The 24,638-nt window shown below is 38.1% G+C and carries 20 protein-coding genes, 1 other RNA gene and 1 other annotated feature; of the genes, 18 read left to right on the forward strand and 3 right to left on the reverse strand.

What is annotated here, in order from left to right; genetic code table 11:
• Window positions 1–59: 59 nt before the first annotated feature.
• From secDF to dtd, 6 genes are all read left to right on the forward strand, one after another.
• Window positions 60–2,306, forward strand: coding sequence for a protein translocase subunit SecDF (gene secDF / locus E1I69_RS00355; RefSeq protein ID WP_136377659.1), 2,247 nt, complete (start codon window positions 60–62; stop codon window positions 2,304–2,306).
• 132 nt (window positions 2,307–2,438) lie between these two features.
• On the forward strand, window positions 2,439–3,335 hold the full coding sequence (locus E1I69_RS00360) for a cation diffusion facilitator family transporter (protein WP_136377660.1): 897 nt from the start codon (window positions 2,439–2,441) through the stop codon (window positions 3,333–3,335).
• Between the two features lie 77 nt (window positions 3,336–3,412).
• On the forward strand, window positions 3,413–5,767 hold the full coding sequence (gene recJ, locus E1I69_RS00365) for a single-stranded-DNA-specific exonuclease RecJ (RefSeq protein WP_136377661.1): 2,355 nt from the start codon (window positions 3,413–3,415) through the stop codon (window positions 5,765–5,767).
• Window positions 5,767–6,279 (forward strand): adenine phosphoribosyltransferase, encoded by a 513-nt coding sequence (locus E1I69_RS00370; RefSeq protein ID WP_116351606.1) that lies wholly within the window; start codon window positions 5,767–5,769, stop codon window positions 6,277–6,279. Before recJ ends, E1I69_RS00370 begins: the two co-directional genes overlap by 1 nt.
• Before the next feature lie 231 nt (window positions 6,280–6,510).
• Window positions 6,511–8,700 carry a RelA/SpoT family protein gene (locus E1I69_RS00375; RefSeq protein WP_136377662.1) on the forward strand — a complete coding sequence of 730 codons (2,190 nt, stop codon included), beginning with the start codon at window positions 6,511–6,513 and terminating at the stop codon, window positions 8,698–8,700.
• 14 nt (window positions 8,701–8,714) lie between these two features.
• Window positions 8,715–9,155, forward strand: coding sequence for a D-aminoacyl-tRNA deacylase (dtd, locus tag E1I69_RS00380; protein ID WP_136377663.1), 441 nt, complete (start codon window positions 8,715–8,717; stop codon window positions 9,153–9,155).
• Between the two features lie 81 nt (window positions 9,156–9,236).
• Here dtd and E1I69_RS00385 read toward each other — a convergent pair whose 3' ends face one another.
• On the reverse strand, window positions 9,237–11,018 hold the full coding sequence (locus E1I69_RS00385) for an SH3 domain-containing protein (RefSeq protein WP_136377664.1): 1,782 nt from the start codon (window positions 11,016–11,018) through the stop codon (window positions 9,237–9,239).
• A gap of 132 nt (window positions 11,019–11,150) precedes the next feature.
• Between E1I69_RS00385 and E1I69_RS24650 the strand changes: the two genes are divergently transcribed.
• From E1I69_RS24650 to E1I69_RS00405, 5 genes are all read left to right on the forward strand, one after another.
• Entirely contained in the window at window positions 11,151–11,327 is a 177-nt protein-coding gene (locus E1I69_RS24650) for a hypothetical protein (RefSeq protein WP_165439132.1), read from the forward strand.
• 91 nt (window positions 11,328–11,418) lie between these two features.
• Window positions 11,419–11,690, forward strand: a binding site (T-box leader).
• 176 nt (window positions 11,691–11,866) lie between these two features.
• The gene (hisS, locus tag E1I69_RS00390) at window positions 11,867–13,135 is read left to right on the forward strand and encodes a histidine--tRNA ligase (RefSeq protein ID WP_136377665.1); all 1,269 of its coding nucleotides are present in this window, start codon (window positions 11,867–11,869) and stop codon (window positions 13,133–13,135) included.
• Between the two features lie 11 nt (window positions 13,136–13,146).
• Entirely contained in the window at window positions 13,147–14,916 is a 1,770-nt protein-coding gene (gene aspS / locus E1I69_RS00395; protein ID WP_136377666.1) for an aspartate--tRNA ligase, read from the forward strand.
• Between the two features lie 68 nt (window positions 14,917–14,984).
• Window positions 14,985–15,176: non-coding RNA, 6S RNA (gene ssrS / locus E1I69_RS00400), on the forward strand.
• Window positions 15,177–15,373: 197 nt separating this feature from the next.
• On the forward strand, window positions 15,374–16,138 hold the full coding sequence (locus E1I69_RS00405; RefSeq protein ID WP_136377667.1) for a tRNA threonylcarbamoyladenosine dehydratase: 765 nt from the start codon (window positions 15,374–15,376) through the stop codon (window positions 16,136–16,138).
• Window positions 16,139–16,164: 26 nt separating this feature from the next.
• Here the strand turns inward: E1I69_RS00405 and E1I69_RS00410 are convergent, their stop codons facing one another.
• Window positions 16,165–16,836, reverse strand: a complete 672-nt coding sequence (locus tag E1I69_RS00410; RefSeq protein WP_136377668.1) for an RsfA family transcriptional regulator — start codon at window positions 16,834–16,836, stop codon at window positions 16,165–16,167.
• 284 nt (window positions 16,837–17,120) lie between these two features.
• Between E1I69_RS00410 and E1I69_RS00415 the strand changes: the two genes are divergently transcribed.
• A complete protein-coding gene (locus E1I69_RS00415) occupies window positions 17,121–18,041 on the forward strand; it encodes an ABC transporter ATP-binding protein (protein WP_136377669.1) in 921 nt (306 codons plus the stop codon).
• On the forward strand, window positions 18,028–18,984 hold the full coding sequence (locus tag E1I69_RS00420) for an ABC transporter permease (RefSeq protein ID WP_242634513.1): 957 nt from the start codon (window positions 18,028–18,030) through the stop codon (window positions 18,982–18,984). The genes E1I69_RS00415 and E1I69_RS00420 overlap by 14 nt, the downstream gene beginning before the upstream one ends.
• Window positions 18,985–19,010: 26 nt before the next feature.
• Here the strand turns inward: E1I69_RS00420 and E1I69_RS00425 are convergent, their stop codons facing one another.
• Window positions 19,011–20,312, reverse strand: coding sequence for a replication-associated recombination protein A (locus tag E1I69_RS00425; RefSeq protein ID WP_431731847.1), 1,302 nt, complete (start codon window positions 20,310–20,312; stop codon window positions 19,011–19,013).
• A gap of 158 nt (window positions 20,313–20,470) precedes the next feature.
• Here E1I69_RS00425 and E1I69_RS00430 point away from each other — a divergent pair, with 158 nt between their 5' ends.
• The 5 genes from E1I69_RS00430 (at window position 20,471) to E1I69_RS00450 (ending at window position 24,630) form a co-directional block, all read left to right on the forward strand.
• Window positions 20,471–21,142: a YczE/YyaS/YitT family protein gene (locus E1I69_RS00430; RefSeq protein WP_136377672.1), complete on the forward strand. Its 672-nt coding sequence runs from the start codon at window positions 20,471–20,473 to the stop codon at window positions 21,140–21,142.
• A 13-nt stretch (window positions 21,143–21,155) separates the two neighbouring features.
• On the forward strand, window positions 21,156–21,569 hold the full coding sequence (cymR, locus tag E1I69_RS00435; RefSeq protein ID WP_136377673.1) for a cysteine metabolism transcriptional regulator CymR: 414 nt from the start codon (window positions 21,156–21,158) through the stop codon (window positions 21,567–21,569).
• 50 nt (window positions 21,570–21,619) lie between these two features.
• On the forward strand, window positions 21,620–22,762 hold the full coding sequence (locus tag E1I69_RS00440; RefSeq protein WP_136377674.1) for a cysteine desulfurase family protein: 1,143 nt from the start codon (window positions 21,620–21,622) through the stop codon (window positions 22,760–22,762).
• A gap of 11 nt (window positions 22,763–22,773) precedes the next feature.
• Complete coding sequence (gene mnmA, locus E1I69_RS00445; RefSeq protein ID WP_136377675.1) at window positions 22,774–23,886, forward strand: tRNA 2-thiouridine(34) synthase MnmA; 1,113 nt, start codon at window positions 22,774–22,776, stop codon at window positions 23,884–23,886.
• Between the two features lie 81 nt (window positions 23,887–23,967).
• Window positions 23,968–24,630: a tetratricopeptide repeat protein gene (locus tag E1I69_RS00450; protein ID WP_136377676.1), complete on the forward strand. Its 663-nt coding sequence runs from the start codon at window positions 23,968–23,970 to the stop codon at window positions 24,628–24,630.
• The last annotated feature ends 8 nt before the right edge of the window (window positions 24,631–24,638 follow it).

The raw sequence follows: 24,638 nt of genomic DNA on the forward strand, positions 1-24,638 counted from the left end.
GAGGGCTTAAAGGACAAGTTATGTTTTTTAAGCTGTTATAAAGGAGGATCTACATACTTATGGTTAAAAAAGGCCGCATCGTGGTGTTCTTTGTATTGGTACTTCTCTTTGGTGCCTTAATCGGAGTTACTGGTACAGATACCGCAAAAAACATCAAATTGGGACTCGATCTTCAAGGTGGTTTTGAAATTCTTTATGAGGTAAAGCCAGCGAAGGAAGGCGATGTCATTGACAGAGAAGCCCTAGTAAGTACGGTAAATGCATTAAATAACCGTGTTAACGTGCTAGGGGTAAATGAGCCTAATATTCAAATTGAAGGTAAAGATCGCGTTCGTGTGCAATTAGCGGGTGTAGAAGACCAGGAAAAGGTTCGTGAAATTCTATCAACCCAAGCTAAACTTACATTTCGAGATGTGAACGATAACGTCTTATTGGACGGTTCTCAACTAGCCCAAAATGGTGCTAAACAATCATTTGATGAAATGGGTAGTCCAGCTGTTTCTTTAACAGTTAAAAACTCAGATGATCTAAAAAACGCTACACAAAAAGTTCTGGACTTGGCTCCGAACAATTTAATGGTCATTTGGTTAGACTTTGAAGAAGGTGTAGATTCCTTTGAAGCTGAGAGTAAAAAAACAAATCCAAAGTATCTTTCAGCTGCCGGCGTTGACCAAGTATTCAACACGAAAACGGTATCAATCGAAGGTGGTAACTTTACAGTTGAATCTGCAAAAGAACTCGCTTCCTTGTTAAACGCAGGAGCACTTCCTGTTGATTTGGAAGAAATTTATTCAACTTCAGTAGGAGCAAAATTTGGTGAGCAGGCGTTAGATAAAACCGTTTTCGCAGGAGCAATTGGTATTTTCTTAGTGCTATTATTCATGCTTGTATTTTACCGCTTCCCTGGTTTAATTGCTGCCATTACTTTAAGTATTTTTGTTTATTTAAACTTATTGGTGTTTGACTGGATGAATGCAGTTCTTACATTACCAGGTATAGCAGCCCTAATCCTAGGGGTAGGTATGGCAGTCGATGCCAACATTATTACCTATGAAAGAATCAAGGAAGAGATAAGGTCCGGGAAGTCCATCTTGTCGGCATATCGTACTGGTAATAAAAACTCATTTTTAACTATCTTTGATGCAAACATTACAACTATATTAGCTGGCGTGGTTTTATTTGTTTTTGGTAACAGTGCCGTAAAAGGCTTTGCTACAATGTTAATCGTGAGTATTTTATTAAGCTTCTTAACAGCGGTATATGGTAGTAGACTTTTGTTAGGTCTTTGGGTTAATAGTAAATTTTTAAATAAAAAACCAAGTTGGTTTGGTGTTAAGCAAAGTCAGATTCGAAATCTTGCAGATGCCGATGAAGAAGGAAATTACCCAACTAAATTTGATCGCTTTGATTTTGCAAAGCATAAGAATAAATTTTTTATTGCATCCGGCATTATGGTCATTGCGGGAATAGCAGTATTAGCAATCTTTAGGCTAAACCTTGGAATTGATTTTGTTGCTGGTACTCGTATGGAGGTACTTAGTGACCATCCGATCTCCCAAGAGGAATTTAAAGATGAGCTAAGTAAGCTAAATCTAGAAGCTAAAGAAATCGTTATTTCTGGGGATAATAAAGACATTGGGGTTGCTCGATTTGCAGACGAACTTTCAAAAGATGAAGTCAACAAAGTTAAAGCGCATTTCCATGACCTCTATGGAGCAGACCCTAATGTAAGTACAGTCTCTCCTACAGTTGGAAAAGAATTGGCACGTAACGCCTTTTTAGCAAGCTTAATCGCGATGGCTGGTATTATCATCTATGTGGCATTCCGCTTCGAATGGCTAATGGGGCTTGCTGCGATTGTGGCATTATTCCATGATGCATTATTTATGATTGTCATCTTTAGTGTCACAAGACTTGAGGTAGACGTTACCTTTATCGCAGCAATCTTAACGATTATTGGTTACTCAATTAACGATACCATTGTAACCTTTGATAGAATTCGTGAACTATTGAAGAAGAAAAAACGTGTTAAAACCTATGAAGATTTAGCAAGTGTTGTGAATAGTGGATTAAGACAAACATTAGGACGCTCGGTTAATACCGCAATTACGGTCATCTTTACAAGTGTTGCGTTATTACTTTTAGGTGGACAAGCAATCACAAACTTCTCGTTTGCGTTAACAGTTGGTTTAGTGGCTGGTATGTATTCATCTATTTTTATTGCAGCACAGCTTTGGTTAGTTTGGAAAACAAAGCAAATCACAAAAAAACGTCCTGTGAAAACCGAGACAGAACCACAGGTGTAATTGAGTAAAGCCGTGAATATTCACGGCTTTTTAATTTTTTTATACATGATGAGTTATTTTAGTTTTGGTTAGACTAAAAAACATGTGTAGAATTTCTAAATGGGTAAATGATGTGGGGAGGCTGAGGGTTTATTGAAGGAGAAAGATCGCTTTAAACAAGCAGAAAAAGCCATTATCATCGGTGTAGTGGGGAATATTATACTAGCTATTATTAAATGGGTCATTGGGGTTCAATCCAATAGCCGGGCGCTTATTGCTGACGCTGTTCACTCAGCATCCGATGTAGCAGGTTCAGTGGCAGTATACATCGGAGTGAGAGCTGCTAAAAGACCACCAGATGAAGATCATCCGTATGGGCATGGGAAAGCTGAATCAGTTTCCGCTATCATTGTGGCGGTACTGCTCGCACTCGTTGGTTTTGAAATCGGGAAAGCTTCTATCGAGGCATTTTTTAAGCCGATTGAGGTACCTAAAACGATGGCTATTTACGCGGTCCTATTTTCAATCATTATTAAAGAAATCATGTTTCGGTATAAATACAATCTTGGAAAAAAGATTAAGAGTGATGCACTTATTATTAATGCCTATGATGATCGTTCCGATGTATTTGCATCGATTGCAACCCTTGTGGGAATCGTAGGAGCTATCCTAGGTGGATATCTAGGGCTGGATTGGCTTGTGTATGCTGATCCTGTTGCGGGCCTGGTTGTGGCGGTTCTTATCGTGAAAATGGCATGGGAATTCGGAACGGAAGCCATACATAATACATTGGACCATGTACTAAATGATGAAGATACGAAAGAATTTAGAAAGCTTGTCATGTCTGTTCCAGAAGTGAAAAAAATTACAGAACTTCATGCGCGTGAACATGGGCATTATGTAATTGTTGATTTGAAAATTTCTGTTGACCCGTATATGACGGTGGAAGAAGGTCATAAAGTCGGTAAAAAAGTAAAAGCAAAGCTAATGGAATATGCGCAAGTACAAAATGTGTTTGTCCATATTAATCCATACTCCGACGATGATTAACGCAACTTTAGGTAAATGTCAATCATTGTAACGCACATTAAGCTCCTGTATAATAGTGTGGTTAAGGGGTGAAGCTTTTGTTACAATCTAAAACTCGTTGGAAAGTAAATGAATACAACCAGATAGACACAAATCTACTAGTTAAAGAACTGCAGGTTACACCTCTAGTAGCATCCCTGCTTGTGAATAGAGGGCTCACAACCATCGAATCAGCTCGTGAATTTTTAGAACCAGAACAACTTGATTTCCATGACCCATTTTTACTAGATCAAATGGATATTGCAATTGAGAGAATGATGAAAGCCATTGAAAATGGGGAACGAATCCTAGTGTTTGGTGATTATGATGCCGATGGTGTTAGCAGTACGACCGTTATGGTTACTTCTTTAAAAGAAAAAGGTGCGCTTGTTGATTTTTATATACCAAATCGTTTCACTGAAGGCTATGGACCGAATGAAGCGGCTTTTCGATGGGCAAAATCAGAAGGATTTTCGCTAATTATTACCGTAGATACGGGAATTTCAGCCATCCATGAAGCCGAGGTTGCTAAAGAAATAGGAATTGATTTAATTATTACAGATCACCATGAAGTTGGTCCTGAACTACCAGTTGCGACAGCCATTATTCACCCGAAAAAACCAAATAGTCAGTATCCGTTTAAAGAATTGGCAGGGGTCGGGGTTGCTTTTAAAGTGGCACATGCTTTACGGGGTGAAGTCCCTATCGATTTATTGGATGTCGCAGTAATTGGGACAATTGCTGACTTAGTTCCCTTACATGGAGAAAATCGTCTCCTCGCAAAAAAGGGCATAAGAGCTTTACAAAATACCGAGAGACCAGGATTAAAGGCATTATTAAAAAAAGCAAAAATCGAAAACAATGATATATCTGAGGAAACAGTTGGATTTGCAATTGGACCAAGGATAAATGCAGTTGGTCGTCTGCAATCAGCTGATCCTGCAGTTGATTTATTAATGACAAATGATCCTGAGGAAGCCTTATATATTGCCGATGAAATTGATGAACTAAATAAAGAAAGACAACAATTGGTTAATCAAATGACACAAGAAGCTATTCGGGAGGTTGAAGAAAATTATCCGCCTGCTTCAAATTCTGTATTAGTCATCGCAAGAGAAGGGTGGAACTCTGGTGTTATTGGAATTGTTGCTTCCAGATTAGTTGATCGTTTCTATCGGCCAACGATTGTTTTAAGCATTGATTCTGAAAAAGGATTGGCAAAGGGCTCTGCAAGAAGTATTGCAGGCTTTAATCTTTATGAAAGTCTATCGACATGTCGCGATATTTTACCGCATTTTGGCGGACATCCAATGGCTGCTGGAATGACTCTAAAAGTGGATGATGTAAATGACCTCAGGAATCGTCTGAATGTGATTGCGAATGAAGTATTATCACCAGAAGACTTTCAACCAGTTACAACCGTTGATGCAATTTGCAGTATTCAAGATATTTCGCTTGAATCTATTAATGAAATGAACAAATTAGCACCATATGGAATGGGAAATCCAAAACCAATCGTGCAAATTAATGATGTTGGGGTCAATACACTCCGACGTATTGGTGCCGATCAGAGCCATTTAAAAGTTGTTCTTCAGGATGAACCACATACATTAGATGGAATTGGTTTTGGGCTTGGATATACATGTGATGGAATTTCACCATTATCAAAGGTGTCAGTAATTGGTGAGCTATCTATTAATGAATGGAACAATAGCCGAAAGCCACAAATGATGCTTCAGGATATAGCTGTTAATGAATGGCAATTATTTGATATTCGGGGTATGCGTGATTTTTCTTCATATCTAAAAAAAATTAGGGATGACAATCTCCATTTAATTGCATTTTCGAAATTGACAATAGATAAACTACAACTATCAAATCTTGAATTTAGTATTGTCTCATCCCTTGAAGAAGCATCTAACCTTCAATTAGATTCAAAGCATGTTGTTCTTCTTGATTTACCTGAGGAAGCTGAATGGATTGAGGCTCTATTTGAGACAAGCTTTCCAAATCGCATTTATACCTTATTTTTCCATGAGCAGGATCATTTTTTCAGCACAATCCCAACGCGAGAGCATTTTAAATGGTTTTATGCATTTCTTGCAAAAAAAGGTCCGTTTGATATGAATCGCTATGCCCATGAGTTAGCAAAATATAGAGGATGGTCAACAGAAACAATTGATTTTATGTCACAGGTGTTTTTTGACTTAGATTTTGTTAAAATAAACAATGGATTTATTTCTTTATCAAATCAAGCTAAGAAAAGGGATTTGACTGAATCAAGAACATATCAATTGAAAGCTAGTAGAATTGAATTGGAAAAGCAATTATTGTATTCATCATATCAACAATTAAAGCATTGGTTTGATGCCATAAATAAAGGTTCGCATTCGCTTGAGGAGGCAATTAAATAATGGATTTAGAAAAATTTATCGAAATTGTGGATGACTATCCAAAGCCAGGAATCAAATTTAAAGATATTACACCATTAATGAATGACGGTGAGGCATATAAATATGCTACAGACCAGATCGTGAAATATGCTAGAGAAAAAGAAATTGATCTTGTCGTTGGACCAGAGGCTCGCGGCTTCATTATTGGTTGTCCTGTCGCATACTCACATGGTGTTGGCTTTGCTCCTGTTAGAAAAGAAGGAAAGCTGCCTAGAGACGTCATTAAAGTAGAATATGGGCTTGAGTATGGAAAAGATGTTCTAACCATTCATAAAGATGCAATTAAACCAGGTCAACGTGTATTAATCACAGATGATTTATTAGCAACTGGAGGTACAATAGAAGCCACCATCAATCTTGTTGAACAACTTGGTGGTATTGTAGCGGGGATTGCATTCCTAATCGAACTAACTTACCTAGATGGCCGTAAAAAATTAGATGGTTATGATGTACTAACACTCATGCAGTTTTAAGTTCTCTATAAAAAAGCGCTCAGATTAATTCTGAGTGCTTTTTTTAGTAAAGTTTCGTTTTTACTCTTAAAAATAGAATTTTTCATCACTATATGCAATATTTCTGTTATTTCCCTTTACAACTTTCGAGATTTTCAAGATAATAGTAACAATAACCTAATTTTATATATAAAAAAAGATTCAAAGAATTCTTTCTTTGAATCTTTAATTTCTAAAAAGGTGATAAAATCTATGGCAAACGAACAGGTGTTAACTCCTGAGCAAGTGATAGAAAAGGCAAAAGTATATTTAAACGATAACGATATCGAGTTTATTAAACATGCATATAAATTTGCAGAAGAAGCTCATAAGGAGCAATTTCGTAAATCAGGTGAACCCTACATCATCCATCCAGTACAGGTAGCGGGTATTTTAGTTGATCTTGAAATGGACCCTTATACAATTGCGGGTGGCTTTTTACACGATGTTGTGGAGGATACAAAAATTACTCTTCAAGAAATTAGCGATGTGTTTACTCCTGAAGTAGCAATGCTTGTTGATGGTGTCACAAAATTGGGGAAAATTAAATACAAATCTCAGGAAGAACAACAGGCTGAAAATCATCGGAAAATGTTTGTAGCAATGGCCCAAGATATTCGCGTTATTTTAATCAAGCTAGCAGACCGTTTGCACAACATGCGAACCCTTAAACATCTACCACCAGAAAAACAACGCCGTATTTCGAATGAGACACTTGAAATTTTTGCTCCACTGGCGCACCGACTTGGTATTTCAAAGATTAAATGGGAACTTGAGGATACGGCCTTACGTTATTTAAATCCACAGCAATATTATCGAATCGTCAACCTGATGAAAAAGAAACGTGCTGAACGTGAGGAATATCTTGAGGAAGTCATTAAAGAGGTTAAACAACATGTTGATGAGGTTTCGATCAAAGCGGAAATCTCAGGACGACCTAAGCATATTTACAGCATCTATCGTAAAATGGTCCTTCAAAACAAGCAATTTAATGAAATCTATGACCTCCTTGCAGTTCGAATTGTCGTAAATAGTATAAAGGATTGTTATGCGGTTCTAGGTATCATTCATACTTGCTGGAAGCCAATGCCAGGGCGATTCAAAGACTATATTGCAATGCCGAAGCCAAATATGTATCAGTCTCTTCATACAACTGTGATTGGTCCGAAGGGCGACCCCCTTGAGGTTCAAATCCGAACAGTTGAAATGCATCAGATTGCAGAATATGGGATTGCAGCCCATTGGGCATACAAAGAAGGCAAACAAGTGAATCAGCAATCCTCTTTTGAAGAAAAATTAACGTGGTTCCGTGAAATTTTAGAATGGCAAAACGATGCATCAAATGCAGAAGAATTCATGGAGTCCTTAAAAATTGATTTGTTTTCCGATATGGTCTTCGTTTTCACACCAAAGGGTGACGTTATGGAGTTGCCATCTGGATCTGTTCCTATTGATTTTGCATACCGAATACACTCTGAAATTGGAAATAAAACAATTGGTGCTAAAGTAAATGGGAAAATGGTAACCTTGGATTACAAGTTAAAAACAGGGGATATCATAGAAATCTTAACTTCGAAGCATTCCTATGGTCCAAGTCAGGATTGGATTAAGCTTGCTCAAACATCACAGGCCAAAAACAAAATTCGTCAGTTCTTTAAAAAGCAACGCCGTGAAGAAAACATTGAAAAAGGAAAAGAACTTGTTGAAAAAGAGATACGGAATCTTGAATTTGAAGTGAAGGAAATTTTAACCCCTGAAAATATCAAACGGGTTGCTGAAAAATTCAACTTTTCAAACGAAGATGATATGTATGCTGCGATCGGATATAACGGAATTACCGCAGCTCAAATCGCCAATCGTTTAACCGATAAACTTCGTAAGCAACGAGACCTTGAACAAGTGGCTGAAACAATATCAGAGGTAAAGCAAGTACCAAATCGGCCAAAAAGACGTGATTCTGGTGTACAAGTTCAAGGAATTGACAATTTACTGATTCGCTTATCGAAATGCTGTAACCCAGTTCCAGGGGATGAAATTGTCGGTTTTATTACTAAAGGCAGAGGTGTTTCCGTTCATCGCGCTGATTGCCAAAATGTTCATACACAGGATGCTCAACAGCGATTAATTGAAGTTGAATGGGAAAGTAATTTAAATGATCGTAAAGAGTTTAATGTGGAAATTGAAATAAATGGCTTTGATCGTCGAGGTTTATTGAATGAAGTGCTTCAAGCAGTAAATGAGACAAAGACAAATATTTCGGCTGTTTCGGGGAGATCAGACCGTAATAAAATGGCAACGATCAATATGTCCATTTCGATTCAAAATGTCAGCCATCTTCATAAAGTTGTGGAACGGATTAAACAAATTCGGGATATATATTCTGTTCGTCGTGTAATGAGTTAAGAAAGGGAATTGTCATGAAAGTCATCGTACAGCGTGCAAGGGATGCACGTGTAATCGTTCAAAATGAAGAAGTGGGTTCCATTAAAAATGGGGTAATGCTTTTGGTTGGAATCACACATACAGATACAATCGAGGATATTCAATATATCGCAGACAAGGTCGTCAATCTCCGCATCTTTGAGGATAATGAAGGGAAAATGAATTTATCACTATTAGATGTCAAAGGAGATATTCTATCTGTATCACAATTTACATTATACGGGGATTGCCGCAAAGGAAGACGCCCTAACTTTATGGCTGCGGCAAAACCTGAATACGCAGAACACATGTACAATCTTTTTAATGCAGAACTCCGGGAAAAAGGAATAAATGTCGAGACGGGTTCATTCGGAGCAATGATGGATGTCCAATTTACAAATGTGGGACCCGTCACATTAATTCTCGAGAGTAAATAAAAATTTTGCGCAATGTGCTTTTGCTAAATAAAAAAACGCTTCAAAAGCTATGGCTTTTGAAGCGTTTTTCTCTGTGGAAATCTACTTTCCTTTAAAGTATTGAGCAAGTCCATAATAAATTCCATTTGAAACATTTTCTTGGAAAGTATTTGTACTTACCGTATATTCTTCTGTCGGATTACTAATAAATCCTAATTCCAACAAGACAGATGGGTTTCGATTTTCCCGTAAAACTTGATAATTGCCCTGACGATGCTGTCTATTCTTGAAGCCAGTATTCTTAACTAGCTCTGATTGGAGTGTCGAAGCAAGTCCAACATCAATATTTTTATAATAATAGGATGTTACTCCGCGTACATTACGGTCATAAATACTATCATAGTGGATGCTCACAAATGCGTCTGCATTTCGATAATGGGAAATACTGACCCTTGAACGTAAGCTAATATAATTATCACTGTTACGTGTCATTACGACATTTGCACCAGACGCATTTAGTTTATCAACAACCATTCTAGCAGTACGCAAGTTTAACGTTTTCTCATAAGTTCCACTTACTCCAATTGCGCCACTGTCATTACCACCATGACCAGGATCGATAACGATCGTTTTTCCTTTTAAATATTGATTCACTCCCGGTCGTTCTACAATGTTTTCTGTTCCATTAACTGAAACTAGCCACCCAGCAACATAGCCAGTTTTATTTCCAGGAAGGTTTATTTTATACCAGTCCCCTTCCTTAGCAACCATTGTAAAAGAATCCCCTTCGTTCGCCCGCGCAACTACTGAATGTGTGGTAGATGAACCAGAACGAATATTTGTGCCATTATAAAGGATTTTTACAGCGGATTTTCCGGAGCTAGGTTCTTCGGCAGTCGGTGTATCCAACTGTATGTCTAAATACCAGCTAGCCACCCAGCCCTTTGTTCCATTTGATAACGTGATGTGGCTCCAATTATTTACTTCCTCTTCAATTGTTACCTTATTTCCTTGCTTTAGGCTTCCGATGATTTTGCCAGAAAGGGAGCCACTATCTCGAACATTTAAACTTGATGCTGTAACAACTCCAACTTTCCCCTGGTTAGTTGGAGCTTGTGGCGCTGAAGGTTGAGAGGGTTTGTCCTCTGTTGAAGAAATACCTGCAACGAAATCCCTATGTATCCAAGCAGAGCTTCCTCCGAACACAATTTCTATCCATTTTTCTCTCTCATTTGTAATTGTAACAGTAGCATTCTGCTTTAGCTTTCCAATGATTCTACCTTGCAAATTAGGTTGATCCCGCACATTTAAGATAGAAGCTGTAATTGTTCCAGTTTTTTTAGTGGTACTTGAATTTGAACTTGAATTCGAATTCGATGAACTGGATGTCTGCTTTGCTTTGATGAACTGTGAGGAAACCCAACCATTATGTCCATTAAATGAAATCTTAGTCCAATTCTCATTTGCCTCAAGAAACTTGGCTTCGTTTCCTTTATTTAACGAGCCGATTACTTGGAAACTTGTTCCCGGACCACTTCGAAATCTAAGTCCATCTACTGTTGAGATAACAGTTGATGATGATGTCGTTGGTGATGAGGCAGATTGGTTCTCTTTTATAAGCCAAGATGCAACCCAGCCTGTTTTTCCAGAAGAAAGTTGCAGTTTAACCCAGTCATTTTTCCTATCAATGATCGTATACTTTTCTCCTTGTTTGACTTGTGCTGATCTTCCGTAGGAAAGTCCCGGACCTTCTCTTACATTCAACACAGGAGTATTGATGACTGCGATTGTTTCAGCCATTGTGTGTTTGCCAGGGGATGTTGTAACTGAAAAAATAATCGCGAGTAGGAACGCTAGTCCCAATTTTAAAATCTTGTGTAACACTTAAAAGCCTCCTTGAGTAAAAAAACATAGCTTTATAACAATTCGCCACAAATAAAAAAATTCCTGTTTTTTTAGAAAGAAAATCTAAAAAAAGGGAAAGCTATAGTTTATTAAGAAAAAGGGGCGAGTAGGATGAGATTTAGCGAAAAAAGCAATAATGTTCAAAATACCGGTGGAAACGTATTTGGAGTAGATTTTCACGATTTTATCCAAAAAGAGCAGTCTTCAACGTATGTTGAATTAGCGAGTGAATTTGGGGTTTCCGTTAGAGATGTTCGAAACTTAAAAAAGCAATTACATCGTTCTTGATATAAACTTTTATTTTTAAAAAATTGACGCGAAAACTTGACATGAACTAAGTTCATACGTATGATTATATAAAATTCTACAAAATTTATATATTGAACCAGTGATGGGGAAAAGTAGATAAGAGTACACATGAATAGAGAGGGAATGTCATAGGCTGAGAGCATTCCTACATGATGACTTATTGAATGAACACCTCGTAGGTTTCTCTCTGAAAAAGCAAATGTCTCTAGTAGGAGTTGAACGTTTCAGGCGTTAACTGATTGAGTGAAGACTAAAGCAATTGTCTCTAAACGACCAATAAAGTCGAGGGAAATTAGTCTTAACTAGGGTGGCACCACGGGAATTCAAGCTCTCGTCCCTACAAGAAATTGTAGGGATGGGAGCTTTTTTTATTTTATTCAGTTATAACTGAATAAAATAAAAAGCCTCCGGCGGATGCCACAGATTTTCAAAGGAAATTATCGAGCGCGCTCGATAAAATCTGGGCGCAAATACGCTAAGGCGTATTTGATTTTGTTAAGAGTAAGGAGGAGTTATAAATGGTTAATATTCCTAGAGGAACGCAGGATATTCTTCCAGGTTATGTGGAGAAATGGCAATATATCGAAGAAAAAGCGCGTGATATTTGCAAAAGATTTAATTACAAAGAAATCCGGACACCAATCTTTGAACATACAGAACTATTTTTACGAAGTGTTGGTGAAACAACAGATATCGTTACAAAAGAAATGTATACCTTTGAAGATCGTGGAGAACGTAGCTTAACACTTCGACCAGAGGGCACAGCTGCTGTTGTTCGTTCATATGTGGAAAATAAAATGTATGGGAATCCAACACAGCCAACAAAGCTATATTATTGTGGACCAATGTTCCGTTATGAACGACCACAAGCTGGACGTTTCCGTCAATTCGTTCAATTTGGAGTCGAGGCATTAGGCAGCAATGACCCTGCTATTGATGCGGAAGTCATCGCACTCGCAATGGAAATATACAAATCACTTGGATTGAAAAAACTAAAACTTGTAATAAACAGCCTAGGAGATGTATCAAGCAGAAAGGCTCATCGGGATGCCCTAATCGCACACTTTTCGCCTAGAATCAATGAATTTTGTTCAGACTGTAAATCAAGACTTGAGAAAAACCCAATGCGAATCCTTGATTGCAAAAAGGACCGTGACCACGAATTAATGCAGTCAGCACCATCTATTCTCGAATACTTAAACGAGGACTCAAGTGTGTATTTCGATAAAGTAAAATCCTACTTAACAGATTTACAGATTGATTTCGAAGTGGATTCAGGTCTTGTAAGAGGATTGGATTACTATAATCATACAGCATTTGAAATTATGAGCGATGCAGAAGGCTTTGGAGCAATTACAACTCTATGTGGCGGAGGACGCTACAATGGATTAGTAGAAGGTCTTGGAGGGCCTGAAACGCCAGGTATTGGATTTGCTCTAAGTATTGAAAGACTTTTAGCAGCCTTACAAGCAGAGGGTATCGAACTTCCAGTTGAAGAGCGAGTCGACTGCTATGTAGCTGCAATTGGGGATGCTGCGTCTTCAAAATCTGTTTTATTAGTAAATGAACTTAGAAAAGCTGGCTTAGTTGCAGAGAAAGACTATTTAAATAAAAAAGTAAAAGGTCAATTTAAAGCAGCTGACAGATTACAGGCAAAATTTGTTGCTATTTTAGGCGATGAAGAATTAGAAAGAAATGTAATTAATGTAAAAAACATGGAAACTGGTAATCAAGAAGAAGTCCAAATTGAACAATTTATATCATATATACTTGAAAAAAGTCACTAGGAGTGGGAAATATGTTTGGTAGAACCTATTATTGCGGTGAAGTCACCGAGCAAGCCATCGGCGAAAAAGTATCATTAAAAGGTTGGGTTCAACGAAGAAGAGACCTAGGTGGGCTCATTTTTATTGACCTCCGAGACAGAACTGGAATTGTCCAAATTGTATTTAATCCTGAAGAATCGAAAGAAGCTTTAGAAATCGCTGAGACTGTAAGAAGTGAATATGTCTTGGATGTTGAAGGAATTGTAGTTGCACGTGATGAAGCAACAATAAACAACAATATTATTACTGGAAAAATTGAAATCAAAGCGAATGATGTCAAAATCATAAATGAAGCAAAAACACCTCCATTTATGATTGAAGACCGCACAGAGGTTTCTGAAGATTTACGTTTGAAGTATCGTTATTTAGATCTTCGTAGACCAGCTTTGTTTGAAACCTTTAAGATGCGCCATAATGTTACAAAATCAATTCGTGCATATCTTGATGGTGAAGGGTTCCTTGATATTGAAACACCTATTTTAACAAAAAGTACTCCCGAGGGTGCTCGTGACTATCTTGTACCTAGTCGTGTACACCCAGGTGAGTTTTACGCATTACCACAATCACCACAAATTTTTAAACAGCTTTTGATGGTGGGTGGATTTGACCGTTATTATCAAATTGCTCGCTGTTTCAGAGATGAGGACCTCCGTGCTGACAGACAACCGGAATTTACACAAATCGATATTGAAACGTCCTTTATGAGTCAAGAAGACATCATGGCTATGGCAGAACAAATGATGAAAAAGCTTATGAAGGATGTAAAGGGATTGGACATTGAACTTCCATTACCACGTTTATCATATGAAGATGCAATAAACCGTTATGGTTCTGACAAACCTGATACTCGTTTTGAGATGGAATTAATCAACCTTTCCGAAGTCGTCAAGGACAGTGGATTTAAAGTTTTCAGCAATGCAGTGGCAACTGGTGGACAAGTAAAAGCAATCAATGCAAAGGGTGCAGCTGGTAAATATACGCGTAAAGACATCGACGGTCTTACAGAATACGTGAATCGATATGGTGCTAAAGGTCTTGCATGGTTAAAGGTTGAAGAAAATGAATTAAAAGGTCCAATCGCTAAGTTCTTTGATGTTGAAGAGCAAAAGGCGTTAAGAGCTGTTTTAGAAGCTTCCACGGGAGACCTGCTCTTATTTGTAGCAGATAAACCAAAAGTAGTAGCAGATGCATTAGGTGCACTCAGATTAAAACTTGGAAAAGAACTTGAGTTAATTGATGAGTCTAAGTTTAATTTCCTTTGGGTAACGGATTGGCCACTATTTGAGTTTGATGAGGAAGATGGTCGTTATTATGCAGCACACCATCCATTTACAATGCCAGCTAGAGAAGATATCGAGCAACTCGAGAGCAAACCGTGGGAAGTAAAGGCGCAGGCATATGACCTTGTATTGAATGGCTATGAGTTAGGCGGAGGTTCACTTCGTATTTTTGAACGCGACATCCAAGAGAAGATGTTCAAAGTTTTAGGGTTCACAGAAGAGGAAGCCAAAGATCAATTTGGATTCTTATTAGAAGCTTTTGAATATGGAACTCCACCACATGGTGGTATTGCCTTAGGTCTAGACAGAATGGTTATGCTCTTAGCAGGCAGAACAAATCTTCGTGACACGATTGCTTTCCCTAAAACAGCAAGTGCAAGTGATCTCTTAACAGATGCGCCAAGTGAAGTTAGTAAAGCACAATTGAACGACTTGTATTTGTCGTTAAATGTTCGAAAATAGCGAACAAAACCCTTTTTGGTCAACTTGTAAACACGATTCTCGTGTGTTAATATTGTGACATAAAGTTAGAAGTCCTGATGTGTTTGTCGTATAACCTATTGTTTTGACCGAACAATAGTTTATACGGGATCCCGGAGTTTTCGTACGTGCGTAAATGCCTCATCTTTCGCTAAAAGAGGACTTACAAAAGTCGAAACAGGGTGCCCACCTGCGGTGAGCGGGTTCAAAACTAAGGCATCGACGGCACGATTGGGACTTCTACCGTTTTACCACAAAAATGACCGAAACTCTGTTTACTTTTGTGTAAACAGAGTTTTTTTGCGTTATCCAACAAAATTCATGGATAAAATACATAATTCATATAGAAATTCTTGAATTTAGTCCGAGTATGTTATATTCTTATTCTGGTTAAAATACAGGAAACTTTAATTTTTTGATACCCGATGGAGTTGAAGACATGTTACACCAATTTTCACGAAATGAATTAGCAATAGGAAAAAATGGCGTTGAAATCTTAAAAAATAGTACAGTAGCTATCCTTGGAGTAGGTGGCGTTGGTTCATTCTCAGTCGAGGCGCTAGCCCGATCAGGAGTCGGACGCTTAATCCTCGTTGATAAGGACAATGTTGATATCACAAATATTAATCGGCAACTGCCTGCTTTACTTTCAACGGTTGGTCAGTCCAAAGTAGACATTATGAAAGAACGAATTGCTGACATAAACCCCGAATGTGAAGTAATTGCGCTTAAAATGTTCTATACAGAAGAAACATTTGAGGAATTTTTTAGCTATGACTTAGACTTTGTCATCGATGCATCTGACACCATTATCTATAAAATTCACTTAATGAAGGAATGTCTTAAACGAGATATTCCAATCATTTCAAGTATGGGTGCAGCAAATAAGATGGATCCAACACGTTTTATGATTGCGGATATTTCAAAGACACATACGGACCCAATCGCAAAGGTGATTCGTACGAAATTACGAAAAGAGGGAATTCGCAAAGGAATCCCTGTCGTGTTCTCTGATGAAAGCCCAATTGTGATTCGTGAAGATATCCGTCAGGAAATCACAGATGAAAATGCTAAAATTCGAAAGGCAAAAATGCCGCCATCTTCAAACGCATTTGTTCCATCTGCATGCGGACTAATTATGGCAAGTTATGTTGTACGTGAATTGCTAAAAGACATTAAGATCAAAAGAGTAAAGGACGAATAAAAAACGGGGCCATACGGCCGCGTTTTTTATTTTGCCAATTGTTCAAGGTTCCCGTTTTTGTCCATACGAAAAGCAGGGGAATTTCGATCATCTGAATCTTCGAACATTACGAGGCGTCTTGCACGATCCATAATTTGTACAAGTGCTTGGTAGTCTTCTTGAATGATAGTCTGTTGGTCAGTTAATTTTTCGAGTTTCTTCTCAAGTTCTTTAGTTTGCTGCTTTAAAGATTCATTTTCTCGGCGTAGACGATTATTCTCCATCTCCAATTGATTTGAAAGAAGATCATGACGTCGTAAAGATGACAAGAAAGAAATACAATCTTCAAGTGTAATGGAATTTGATGATGGGATTAACTCGGCTGAAACCTCCTCCACATACTGTGGTGCAGGGATTTCTTCTTTAAATGTTTCCTTTAGTACTGGTTTTTCAATTGCTTGTTCATTTTCTTTGTTCATTCTCTCAAGTGCTCGTTTTCTTTCCTTTCTTTGCTTTTTCGCAATGGCAATTGCCTGCTCATAATTATTGCGAACTTCTGCATTCCATCGGAAACCACACGCTGCTGATGTACGATTTAATTTATCACCAACTTCATCGAATGCGGCTAATTGTGTTCCACCTTCACGAATGTAGCGTAAAACTGTTTCTGCTAATAAGAGATCATCCTCATGTGACCATGCATCTTGTCTCACTTTCATAAAACCAACTCCCTATTAATTTTATTGATAGATTTTTTCTTTATATCTAGCATGACCACGTTAAATTTGTTTTATACATTAATAGTTTTGAGAAAAAGAAAATATAGCTAAAGACATACCATGAATGTAATTTGAGAATGTAAAGAGTATGTGAAGTTTTCTCATAACCTAAAAAAATGGGAACTTTTTCATTTATAATACGTAAGTAGTAATAGCGCATAATCTAGGAGATGTAAACGAGAATCTGCAGACTTAAATCTCACAAACTGTAAGGAGGAGAAAATGTGCAACCAGTTTTACAATTGAAAAATGTGAAAAAGACAATTGGTAGAAAAGAAATTATTAAGGGAATCACCTTTGATGTATATCCAGGCGAAGTTTTTGGCTTTTTAGGACCAAATGGTGCAGGAAAAACCACTACTATTCGGATGCTAGTTGGACTCATGTCCATCACAGATGGCGAAGTTATCATAAAAGGGACAAATATTGCAAAGAATTTTGAACAAGCTGTTCAGCATATCGGAGGCATTGTTGAAAACCCGGAAATGTATAAGTTTTTAACAGGCTATCAAAACCTTGTTCATTATGCTCGGATGGTAAAAGGGGTAACAAAAGAAAGAATTCTTGAAGTTACAAAGCTAGTTGGGCTTGAAAAAAGAATTAATGATAAGGTGAAAACATATTCACTAGGAATGAGACAGCGCTTAGGAGTTGCGCAAGCGCTCTTGCATAGCCCTTCCATTTTGATTTTGGATGAACCAACCAATGGGTTGGACCCAGCAGGTATTCGCGAAGTTCGTGATTATGTCAGGAAGCTTGCCAGAGAAGAGGGTCTTGCTGTTATTGTATCCAGTCACTTACTTTCTGAAATGGAAATGATGTGTGACCGGATTGGGATCATTCAAAATGGTAGCTTAGTGGGTGTCCAGAAGGTGACGGAATTCGTGAGCGAAGAAGCTAGCATTCGGGTTCAATTTCTAGTGGATGATGTAGAAAAGTCGTTATCAATACTATCAACTAAATACCCAGCGCTTGAAGTATTACGAACAGAAAAAGGAATCGAGATACTAACGGATCACGAAACGATTCCAAGAATAAATACTAGTCTTGTAAAAAATGAGATTCAGGTCTATGGAATTATGCAGCTTTCAAAATCACTAGAAGATCGATTCTTAGAAGTAACAGGGGGTAGTGGAATTGGGTAATATCTTCAAACTTATTCAAAATGAAAATATGAAAATTTACCGTCGTGTTTCAACATGGATAATGCTTGTCCTTCTGATCGCAGTGGCACTAGTAGTTGGAATCGTCATGAACGCAACAGCTCCAGAGTCTATTGATGAAAATTGGAAAAAGAATGTACAACAAGAAAATGAAATGTTGAAAGCAAATCTTGAGAATGAAGATTATCCAAAGTTGGCAAGGGATACCTTTGAAAAGGAACTGGCTATTAATGAATACCGCCTTGAACACGATATTGCACCTTTGGAAACAAGATCTTCTTGGAATTTTATGATTATTGCAGCTGAAATTGTTTCGTTAATTACTTTGTTTACAGTAGTTGTCGGTGCAAGTAGTGTCGCATCTGAATTTACGTGGGGTACAATTAAATTATTGTTAATTCGACCAGTATCAAGAGCGAAGATTCTATTATCCAAATATTTAGCAACGATCCTATTTGCATTATTTTCCCTAGTCCTGCTTTTTGTTGTTTCATTCTTAGTAGGAATTATTTTCTTTGGTGGAGGAGACCCCACAGCACACTTAGTTTATCGAGATGGTGCAGTACAAGAGGTTAACATGGTTTCCTATATTTTAGGGGTCTTTGGATTAAAATCAATTAATTTAATCATGATGTCAACATTTGCCTTTATGATTTCCACAATCTTTAGAAATAGCGGCCTTGCAATTGGTTTAGCTATATTCCTAATGTTTGCAGGTCTAAATGTGACACTCATTTTAGCTTCAAATTTCGATTGGGCAAAATATATCCTGTTTGCGAATACAGATTTATCTCAGTATCTCACAGGAAATATATTAATCGATGGAATGACCATGCCATTTTCAATTATCATGTTAATTATTTATTTTGTTATCTTTAATGCACTGACATGGTTCGTCTTTACGAAACGCGATGTAGCTGCATAAAACAAAGGGGGAAGAAATAGTAAAGTCTATTTCTCCCCCTCTTTTTGTAATTGCTCAAGCCGATCGTATACTTTTGAAAAATATTTTTCTTGTCCATTTTGTTTCGGTTTGAAGTATTTTCTGTTTTTCAATAGGTCTGGCAAGTATTGCTGATTTACCCAGCCATTCGGGTAATCGTGTGGATACTGATACCCTACGCCATGTCCAAGCACTTTCGCCCCACTATAATGCGCATCACGGAGGTGGTCGGGAATCTCCCCGATATTTCCTTTTCGAATATCCTCAATCGCTTTATCAAGAGACTTATACGCACTGTTTGTTTTTGGTGATAAGCACTGTTCAATCACGACATTCGCCAGTGGAATTCGTGCTTCAGGCAGCCCTAGTCGTTCTACCGCCTGACAAGCCGCTACCGTATGAACGCCAACTTCAGGGGCGGCAATTGAAATATCTTCATAGGCGATAACGGTTAGTCTTCTACAAATCGAAACTAAATCTCCACCTTCAATCAATCTTGCTAAATAATGTAGAGCAGCGTTAACATCACTACCCCGAATGCTCTTTTGAAGGCAGGATAATAAAGAATAGTGAAGATCCCCATCTTTATCATGGGAGAAGCCCTTATTTTCTACACATTCCTTAACTAGCTCTATGTCTACCTCAACCACGTCACTATCTCTGGTTTTTGAAGCCAACACAACATCCTCTAACACATTCATCGCAGACCGTGCATCACCTTTTGTAGAAGATGAGATTAGGTCGATTGCTTCCTCGGTAATTGAAATTTGCAAATGCCCAAGACCACGTTCTGAATCCGATAATGCACGCAGAATTAATTCCTTAATATCTTCTTTTGTTAAAGGACGAAGCTCTTTTATTTGTCCGCATCTACTGCGAATTGCTGGATTAACATCATGGAATGGATTTTCTGTCGTCGCCCCAATTAATGAAACGAGACCTCGCTCCACATGTGGTAGTAAATAATCCTGTTGTGCTTTGTTAAAACGATGCACCTCATCAATAAACAGGATTAACTTCCCTTCAGCCTTGGCAGTCGAAACAGCATCTTCGATATCCTTTTTTCCTGCAGTTGTAGCGTTAATTGAGATAAAGGGCATATCGACAGTACCGGCAATTGCCGTTGCAATCGATGTTTTTCCAATTCCTGGTTCCCCGTAGAGTAAGATCGAGGGAACATGTCCATTCATAATCATTTTATATAAAGCCGTATCTTTACCAATAATATGCTGTTGTCCAAGAATCTCTTCAATATGTCTCGGCCGCATTCGATATGATAAAGGTGCTTCGATAAGTGATTCAAAAAGCAAATGATTCATCCCCTTATCTAAACAGTCAGAGTTGATACTCCAACTTTATCATACGTTTTGCGATGGATAAATTCAAATACAATGCAATTTATGATATAATGTCGTGAGTTTAGAGTAAATAAAGAGATGTATACAGCAAGTAGAGACGGAGTGGGAGAATGCGAGTACAGTCTAGCTTGAGTCACCAAATGTTGAAATGGTCAACTTTTTTTATCGGCTTGTTAATTATGTCATTGGGGCTCGTTCTAATAATCAAAGCAGACCTCGGGGCATCACCTTGGGATGTTTTGCATATTGGCCTTTATAAACAAATTGGTCTTACCATTGGCACCTGGTCGATCATTGTCGGCTTTTTTATTTTGTTTCTTTCCTCATTTTTATTAAAGCGACTGCCACAAATCGGTGCTTTTTTAAATATGATTTCGGTAGGGATTTTTATAGATATGTTCATGATGGTTCCGTTCCTCGTAACACCTGAAACCTTTATCGGAAAGTTGATGATGATGCTGTTAGGGCTCATAATTAATGGATACGGAATGGGAATTTACATTTCGGCAAAGGTGGGTGCTGGCCCAAGAGATAGTTTGATGTTAGCACTAACCGAAATTTCTAAGTGGAAAGTGCAATATATTCGTTCAGGAATGGAAATTATTGTATTAACGATTGGTTGGTTGTTAGGTGGTCCTGTTTTCGTAGGGACTTTGGTTTATTGTATAGGAATTGGGTATATAGCAGGTTTTGCTTTGCCACAATGTCAGAAATTGTATGATGGATTAAAACATAAACTGGATAGAACACCAGTGATTGAAGTGAATCATTTTAGTAATTAGGGGTGTGACGTGAATGAAAATATCAACTAAAGGTAGATATGGTTTGACAATCATGATTGAACTTGCAAAGAATCATGGAAAAGGACCAATCTCATTAAAATCAATTGCCGCAAAACATGAGCTCTCTGAACACTATCTGGAACAATTAATTTCACCTTTACGCAATGCAGGATTAGTGAAAAGCATTCGCGGAGCTTATGGAGGCTATGTCCTTGGGGACGAACCTACAAAAATTACAGCGGGTGATGTTATCCTCGTTCTAGAGGGACCCATTAGCCCTGTAGAGGTTTTAGAGGATGAAGAGCCAGCTAAAAGGGAATTATGGATAAGAATAAGAGACGCGGTTAAAGAAGTATTAGACAGTACAACACTTGAAGACCTCGCAAGCTATAGCGACGGCAACGATGCATATATGTTTTATATTTAAAAAAAACATGGCATAATCATAGTTACTTTTTAAAAAAGGAGGGCGCATTGATGCAACATATTTATTTAGATCATGCAGCTACATCGCCCATGCACCCTGATGTTGTGGAAAGGATGCTCCCATACATGACGGAGATTTTTGGCAATCCATCAAGCATTCATTATTTCGGACGAAAAAGTCGACATGCTGTCGATGAGGCAAGACAATCCATTGCCGATAGCATCCATGCAAAGCCAAATGAGATTGTTTTTACAAGCGGTGGTACCGAAGCCGATAATTTAGCGATAATGGGAACTGCCTTTGCAATGCAAGGAAAAGGCAAACATATTATTACGTCTGCTATTGAACATCATGCTGTACTTCATACCTGTGAACATCTCGAAAAACAAGGCTATACTGTCACGTATTTGCCGGTTAATGAGGATGGACTTATTTCTGTTAGTGATGTTGAAGCAGCCCTCACGCCAGAAACCATTCTTGTCACGATTATGTTTGGTAACAATGAAGTCGGTGCACTTCAACCCATTAAGGAAATTGGAGAACTCCTGCAAGATCATCAGGCAGTATTTCATACAGATGCCGTCCAAGCATATGGACTGGTTGATATAGACGTAAATGAGTACAAAGTTGACCTTCTCTCGGTTTCAGCTCATAAAATCAATGGTCCAAAAGGAACCGGATTTTTATTTATGAGGGAAGGTAATAAGGTGGCGCCACTTCTATTTGGGGGCGAACAAGAAAAGAAACGCCGTGCCGGAACGGAAAATGTTGCAGGCATTGTCGGCTTACAAGCAGCTGCTCAGTTAGCCAAACGAACAATAAGCGAAAAGAATTCCTTATATCAGGAGTTTAAACAGACATTTGTTTCTGTTTTAAATGAACATGATGTTAGTTTTGCAGTGAATGGCGATTTATCAAAGTCATTGCCACATGTATTAAATATCTATTTTCCAGGAACAAATGTGGAGTCCATGTTGGTCAACCTTGATTTAGCTGGTATTGCGGCATCAAGCGGATCAGCATGTACAGCAGGTTCGATAGACCCCTCACATGTGCTAGTAGCCATGTATGGAAAGGATTCTGACCGTATCGCTTCATCAATCCGCTTTAGCTTCGGTCTTGGAAATACCATTGAAGATATAAGAGCGGCTGCATTAGAAACGGCAAAAATTGTTAAACGATTAACGAATTAGGAGGTGGGGCCATGAAAGATCCAAAAGATACCCGTGTAGTAGTTGGGATGTCTGGTGGGGTAGACTCATCTGTTGCGGCACTTTTGCTAAAGGAACAAGGCTATGATGTCATCGGAATTTTTATGAAAAATTGGGATGATACCGATGAAAATGGCGTATGTACAGCAACCGAAGACTATGAGGATGTGATCCGTGTCTGCAACCAAATCGGCATTCCCTATTATGCGGTCAATTTTGAAAAGCAATATTGGGATAAAGTGTTTACCTACTTTTTAGACGAATATAAAGCAGGCAGAACGCCAAATCCGGACGTCATGTGTAACAAAGAAATCAAATTCAAAGCCTTTTTAGAACATGCCTTAACACTGGGTGCAGATTATTTAGCGACTGGGCATTATGCCCGTGTTGAATATAGAGACGGAGAATATAAAATGCTCCGCGGAGTTGATGAAAATAAGGATCAAACCTATTTTCTAAACCAACTAACCCAGGAACAACTTTCAAAAGTAATGTTTCCAATCGGTAATATTGAAAAACCAAGAGTAAGAGAGCTTGCGAAAGAAGCAAATCTTGCGACTGCTACTAAAAAAGATAGTACGGGAATTTGCTTTATCGGTGAACGTAATTTTAAAGAATTCCTAGGCAATTACTTGCCCGCTCAACCAGGTGATATGGTGACTTTTTCAGGAGAAGTTAAGGGGAAGCATGATGGTTTAATGTATTATACAATTGGACAACGTCATGGCTTAGGCATTGGCGGAAGTGGCGAACCATGGTTTGCAATTGGTAAAGACCTGAAGAAGAATATTCTTTACGTTGACCAAGGCTTCCATAATGAATACCTCTATTCAGATTCCATCTTAGCTACAAATGTAAGCTGGGTGTCAGACAATAAACCAGAGCAAGATATTAAATGTACAGCGAAATTCCGTTATCGCCAACAGGATAATGCTGTAACAGTACAAAAGGTTGACGAAAATACAGTTAAAGTGATTTTCGACGAGCCAATTCGTGCGGTTACACCTGGACAAGCTGTTGTCTTCTATAATGGAGAAGAATGCCTTGGTGGGGCTACAATTGATAAAGTCTTTAAAAATGGCGAACGCCTAACGTATGTTGGGTAAAGAAACCTCAACTCTATTTAGGGTTGGGGTTTTCCTGTGATATAATATGAACTGCATAAATGTTAATGGAGTTGAGTATGATTGGATTTAAATAAACAAGGTATTGAATATATGCAACAGGGAAAATACGAGGAAGCGGCAAAATGCTTTTCACAAGCAATCGAGGAAAATCCGAAAGACCCTATTTACTATATTAATTTTGGTAATCTTTTATCAGCTGTAGGTGATCCCGAAAGAGCAATTGCTTTTTTTAATAAAGCACTAGAGCTGGATGAGGGAATGGGAACTGCATATTACGGAATTGGAAGCCTTCTTTACAATCAGGAGGATTTTTTCAAAGCAAAGGATATGTTCGAAAAAGCTCTAAAAGCTGGAGTCGACAATAGTGATACCTATTTTATGCTAGGAATGACATTGAATCAGTTAGGACAGCCGAAGCTTGCATTGCCTTATATGAAACGTGCCGTTGAGCTAAACGATAATGATGTGGATGCTTTATTTCAATACGGACTTTGCTTAGCGGGAGAGTCTGTTATAGATGAAGCCATTAAAACATTTAATCGTGTCATCGAACTAGAACCTGAACATTCAGATGCTTATTATAATTTAGGGGTAGCTTATGCTGGCTTTAAAAATGATTATGAAAAAGCACTGGACATGTTTGAAAAAGCGTTGGAAATTCAACCAGACCATATGTTAGCTGCAAATGGAAAGAAAATTGTTAGTGAAGCTTTAAGCGAATAAATGATAGG

The sequence above is a fragment of the Bacillus timonensis genome (genome assembly GCF_004799755.1).
Lineage (GTDB): Bacteria > Bacillota > Bacilli > Bacillales > Bacillaceae_L > Ferdinandcohnia > Ferdinandcohnia timonensis_A.

Coding starts and splice junctions, on each gene's coding strand:
- secDF (WP_136377659.1), top strand. CDS start 60: ATGGTTAAAAAAGGCCGCATCGTGGTGTTCTTTGTATTGGTACTTCTC.
- E1I69_RS00370 (WP_116351606.1), top strand. CDS start 5,767: ATGGATTTAGAAAAATTTATCGAAATTGTGGATGACTATCCAAAGCCA.
- E1I69_RS00375 (WP_136377662.1), top strand. CDS start 6,511: ATGGCAAACGAACAGGTGTTAACTCCTGAGCAAGTGATAGAAAAGGCA.
- dtd (WP_136377663.1), top strand. CDS start 8,715: ATGAAAGTCATCGTACAGCGTGCAAGGGATGCACGTGTAATCGTTCAA.
- E1I69_RS24650 (WP_165439132.1), top strand. CDS start 11,151: ATGAGATTTAGCGAAAAAAGCAATAATGTTCAAAATACCGGTGGAAAC.
- hisS (WP_136377665.1), top strand. CDS start 11,867: ATGGTTAATATTCCTAGAGGAACGCAGGATATTCTTCCAGGTTATGTG.
- aspS (WP_136377666.1), top strand. CDS start 13,147: ATGTTTGGTAGAACCTATTATTGCGGTGAAGTCACCGAGCAAGCCATC.
- E1I69_RS00405 (WP_136377667.1), top strand. CDS start 15,374: ATGTTACACCAATTTTCACGAAATGAATTAGCAATAGGAAAAAATGGC.
- E1I69_RS00410 (WP_136377668.1), bottom strand. CDS start 16,836: ATGAAAGTGAGACAAGATGCATGGTCACATGAGGATGATCTCTTATTA.
- E1I69_RS00430 (WP_136377672.1), top strand. CDS start 20,471: ATGCGAGTACAGTCTAGCTTGAGTCACCAAATGTTGAAATGGTCAACT.
- cymR (WP_136377673.1), top strand. CDS start 21,156: ATGAAAATATCAACTAAAGGTAGATATGGTTTGACAATCATGATTGAA.
- E1I69_RS00440 (WP_136377674.1), top strand. CDS start 21,620: ATGCAACATATTTATTTAGATCATGCAGCTACATCGCCCATGCACCCT.
- mnmA (WP_136377675.1), top strand. CDS start 22,774: ATGAAAGATCCAAAAGATACCCGTGTAGTAGTTGGGATGTCTGGTGGG.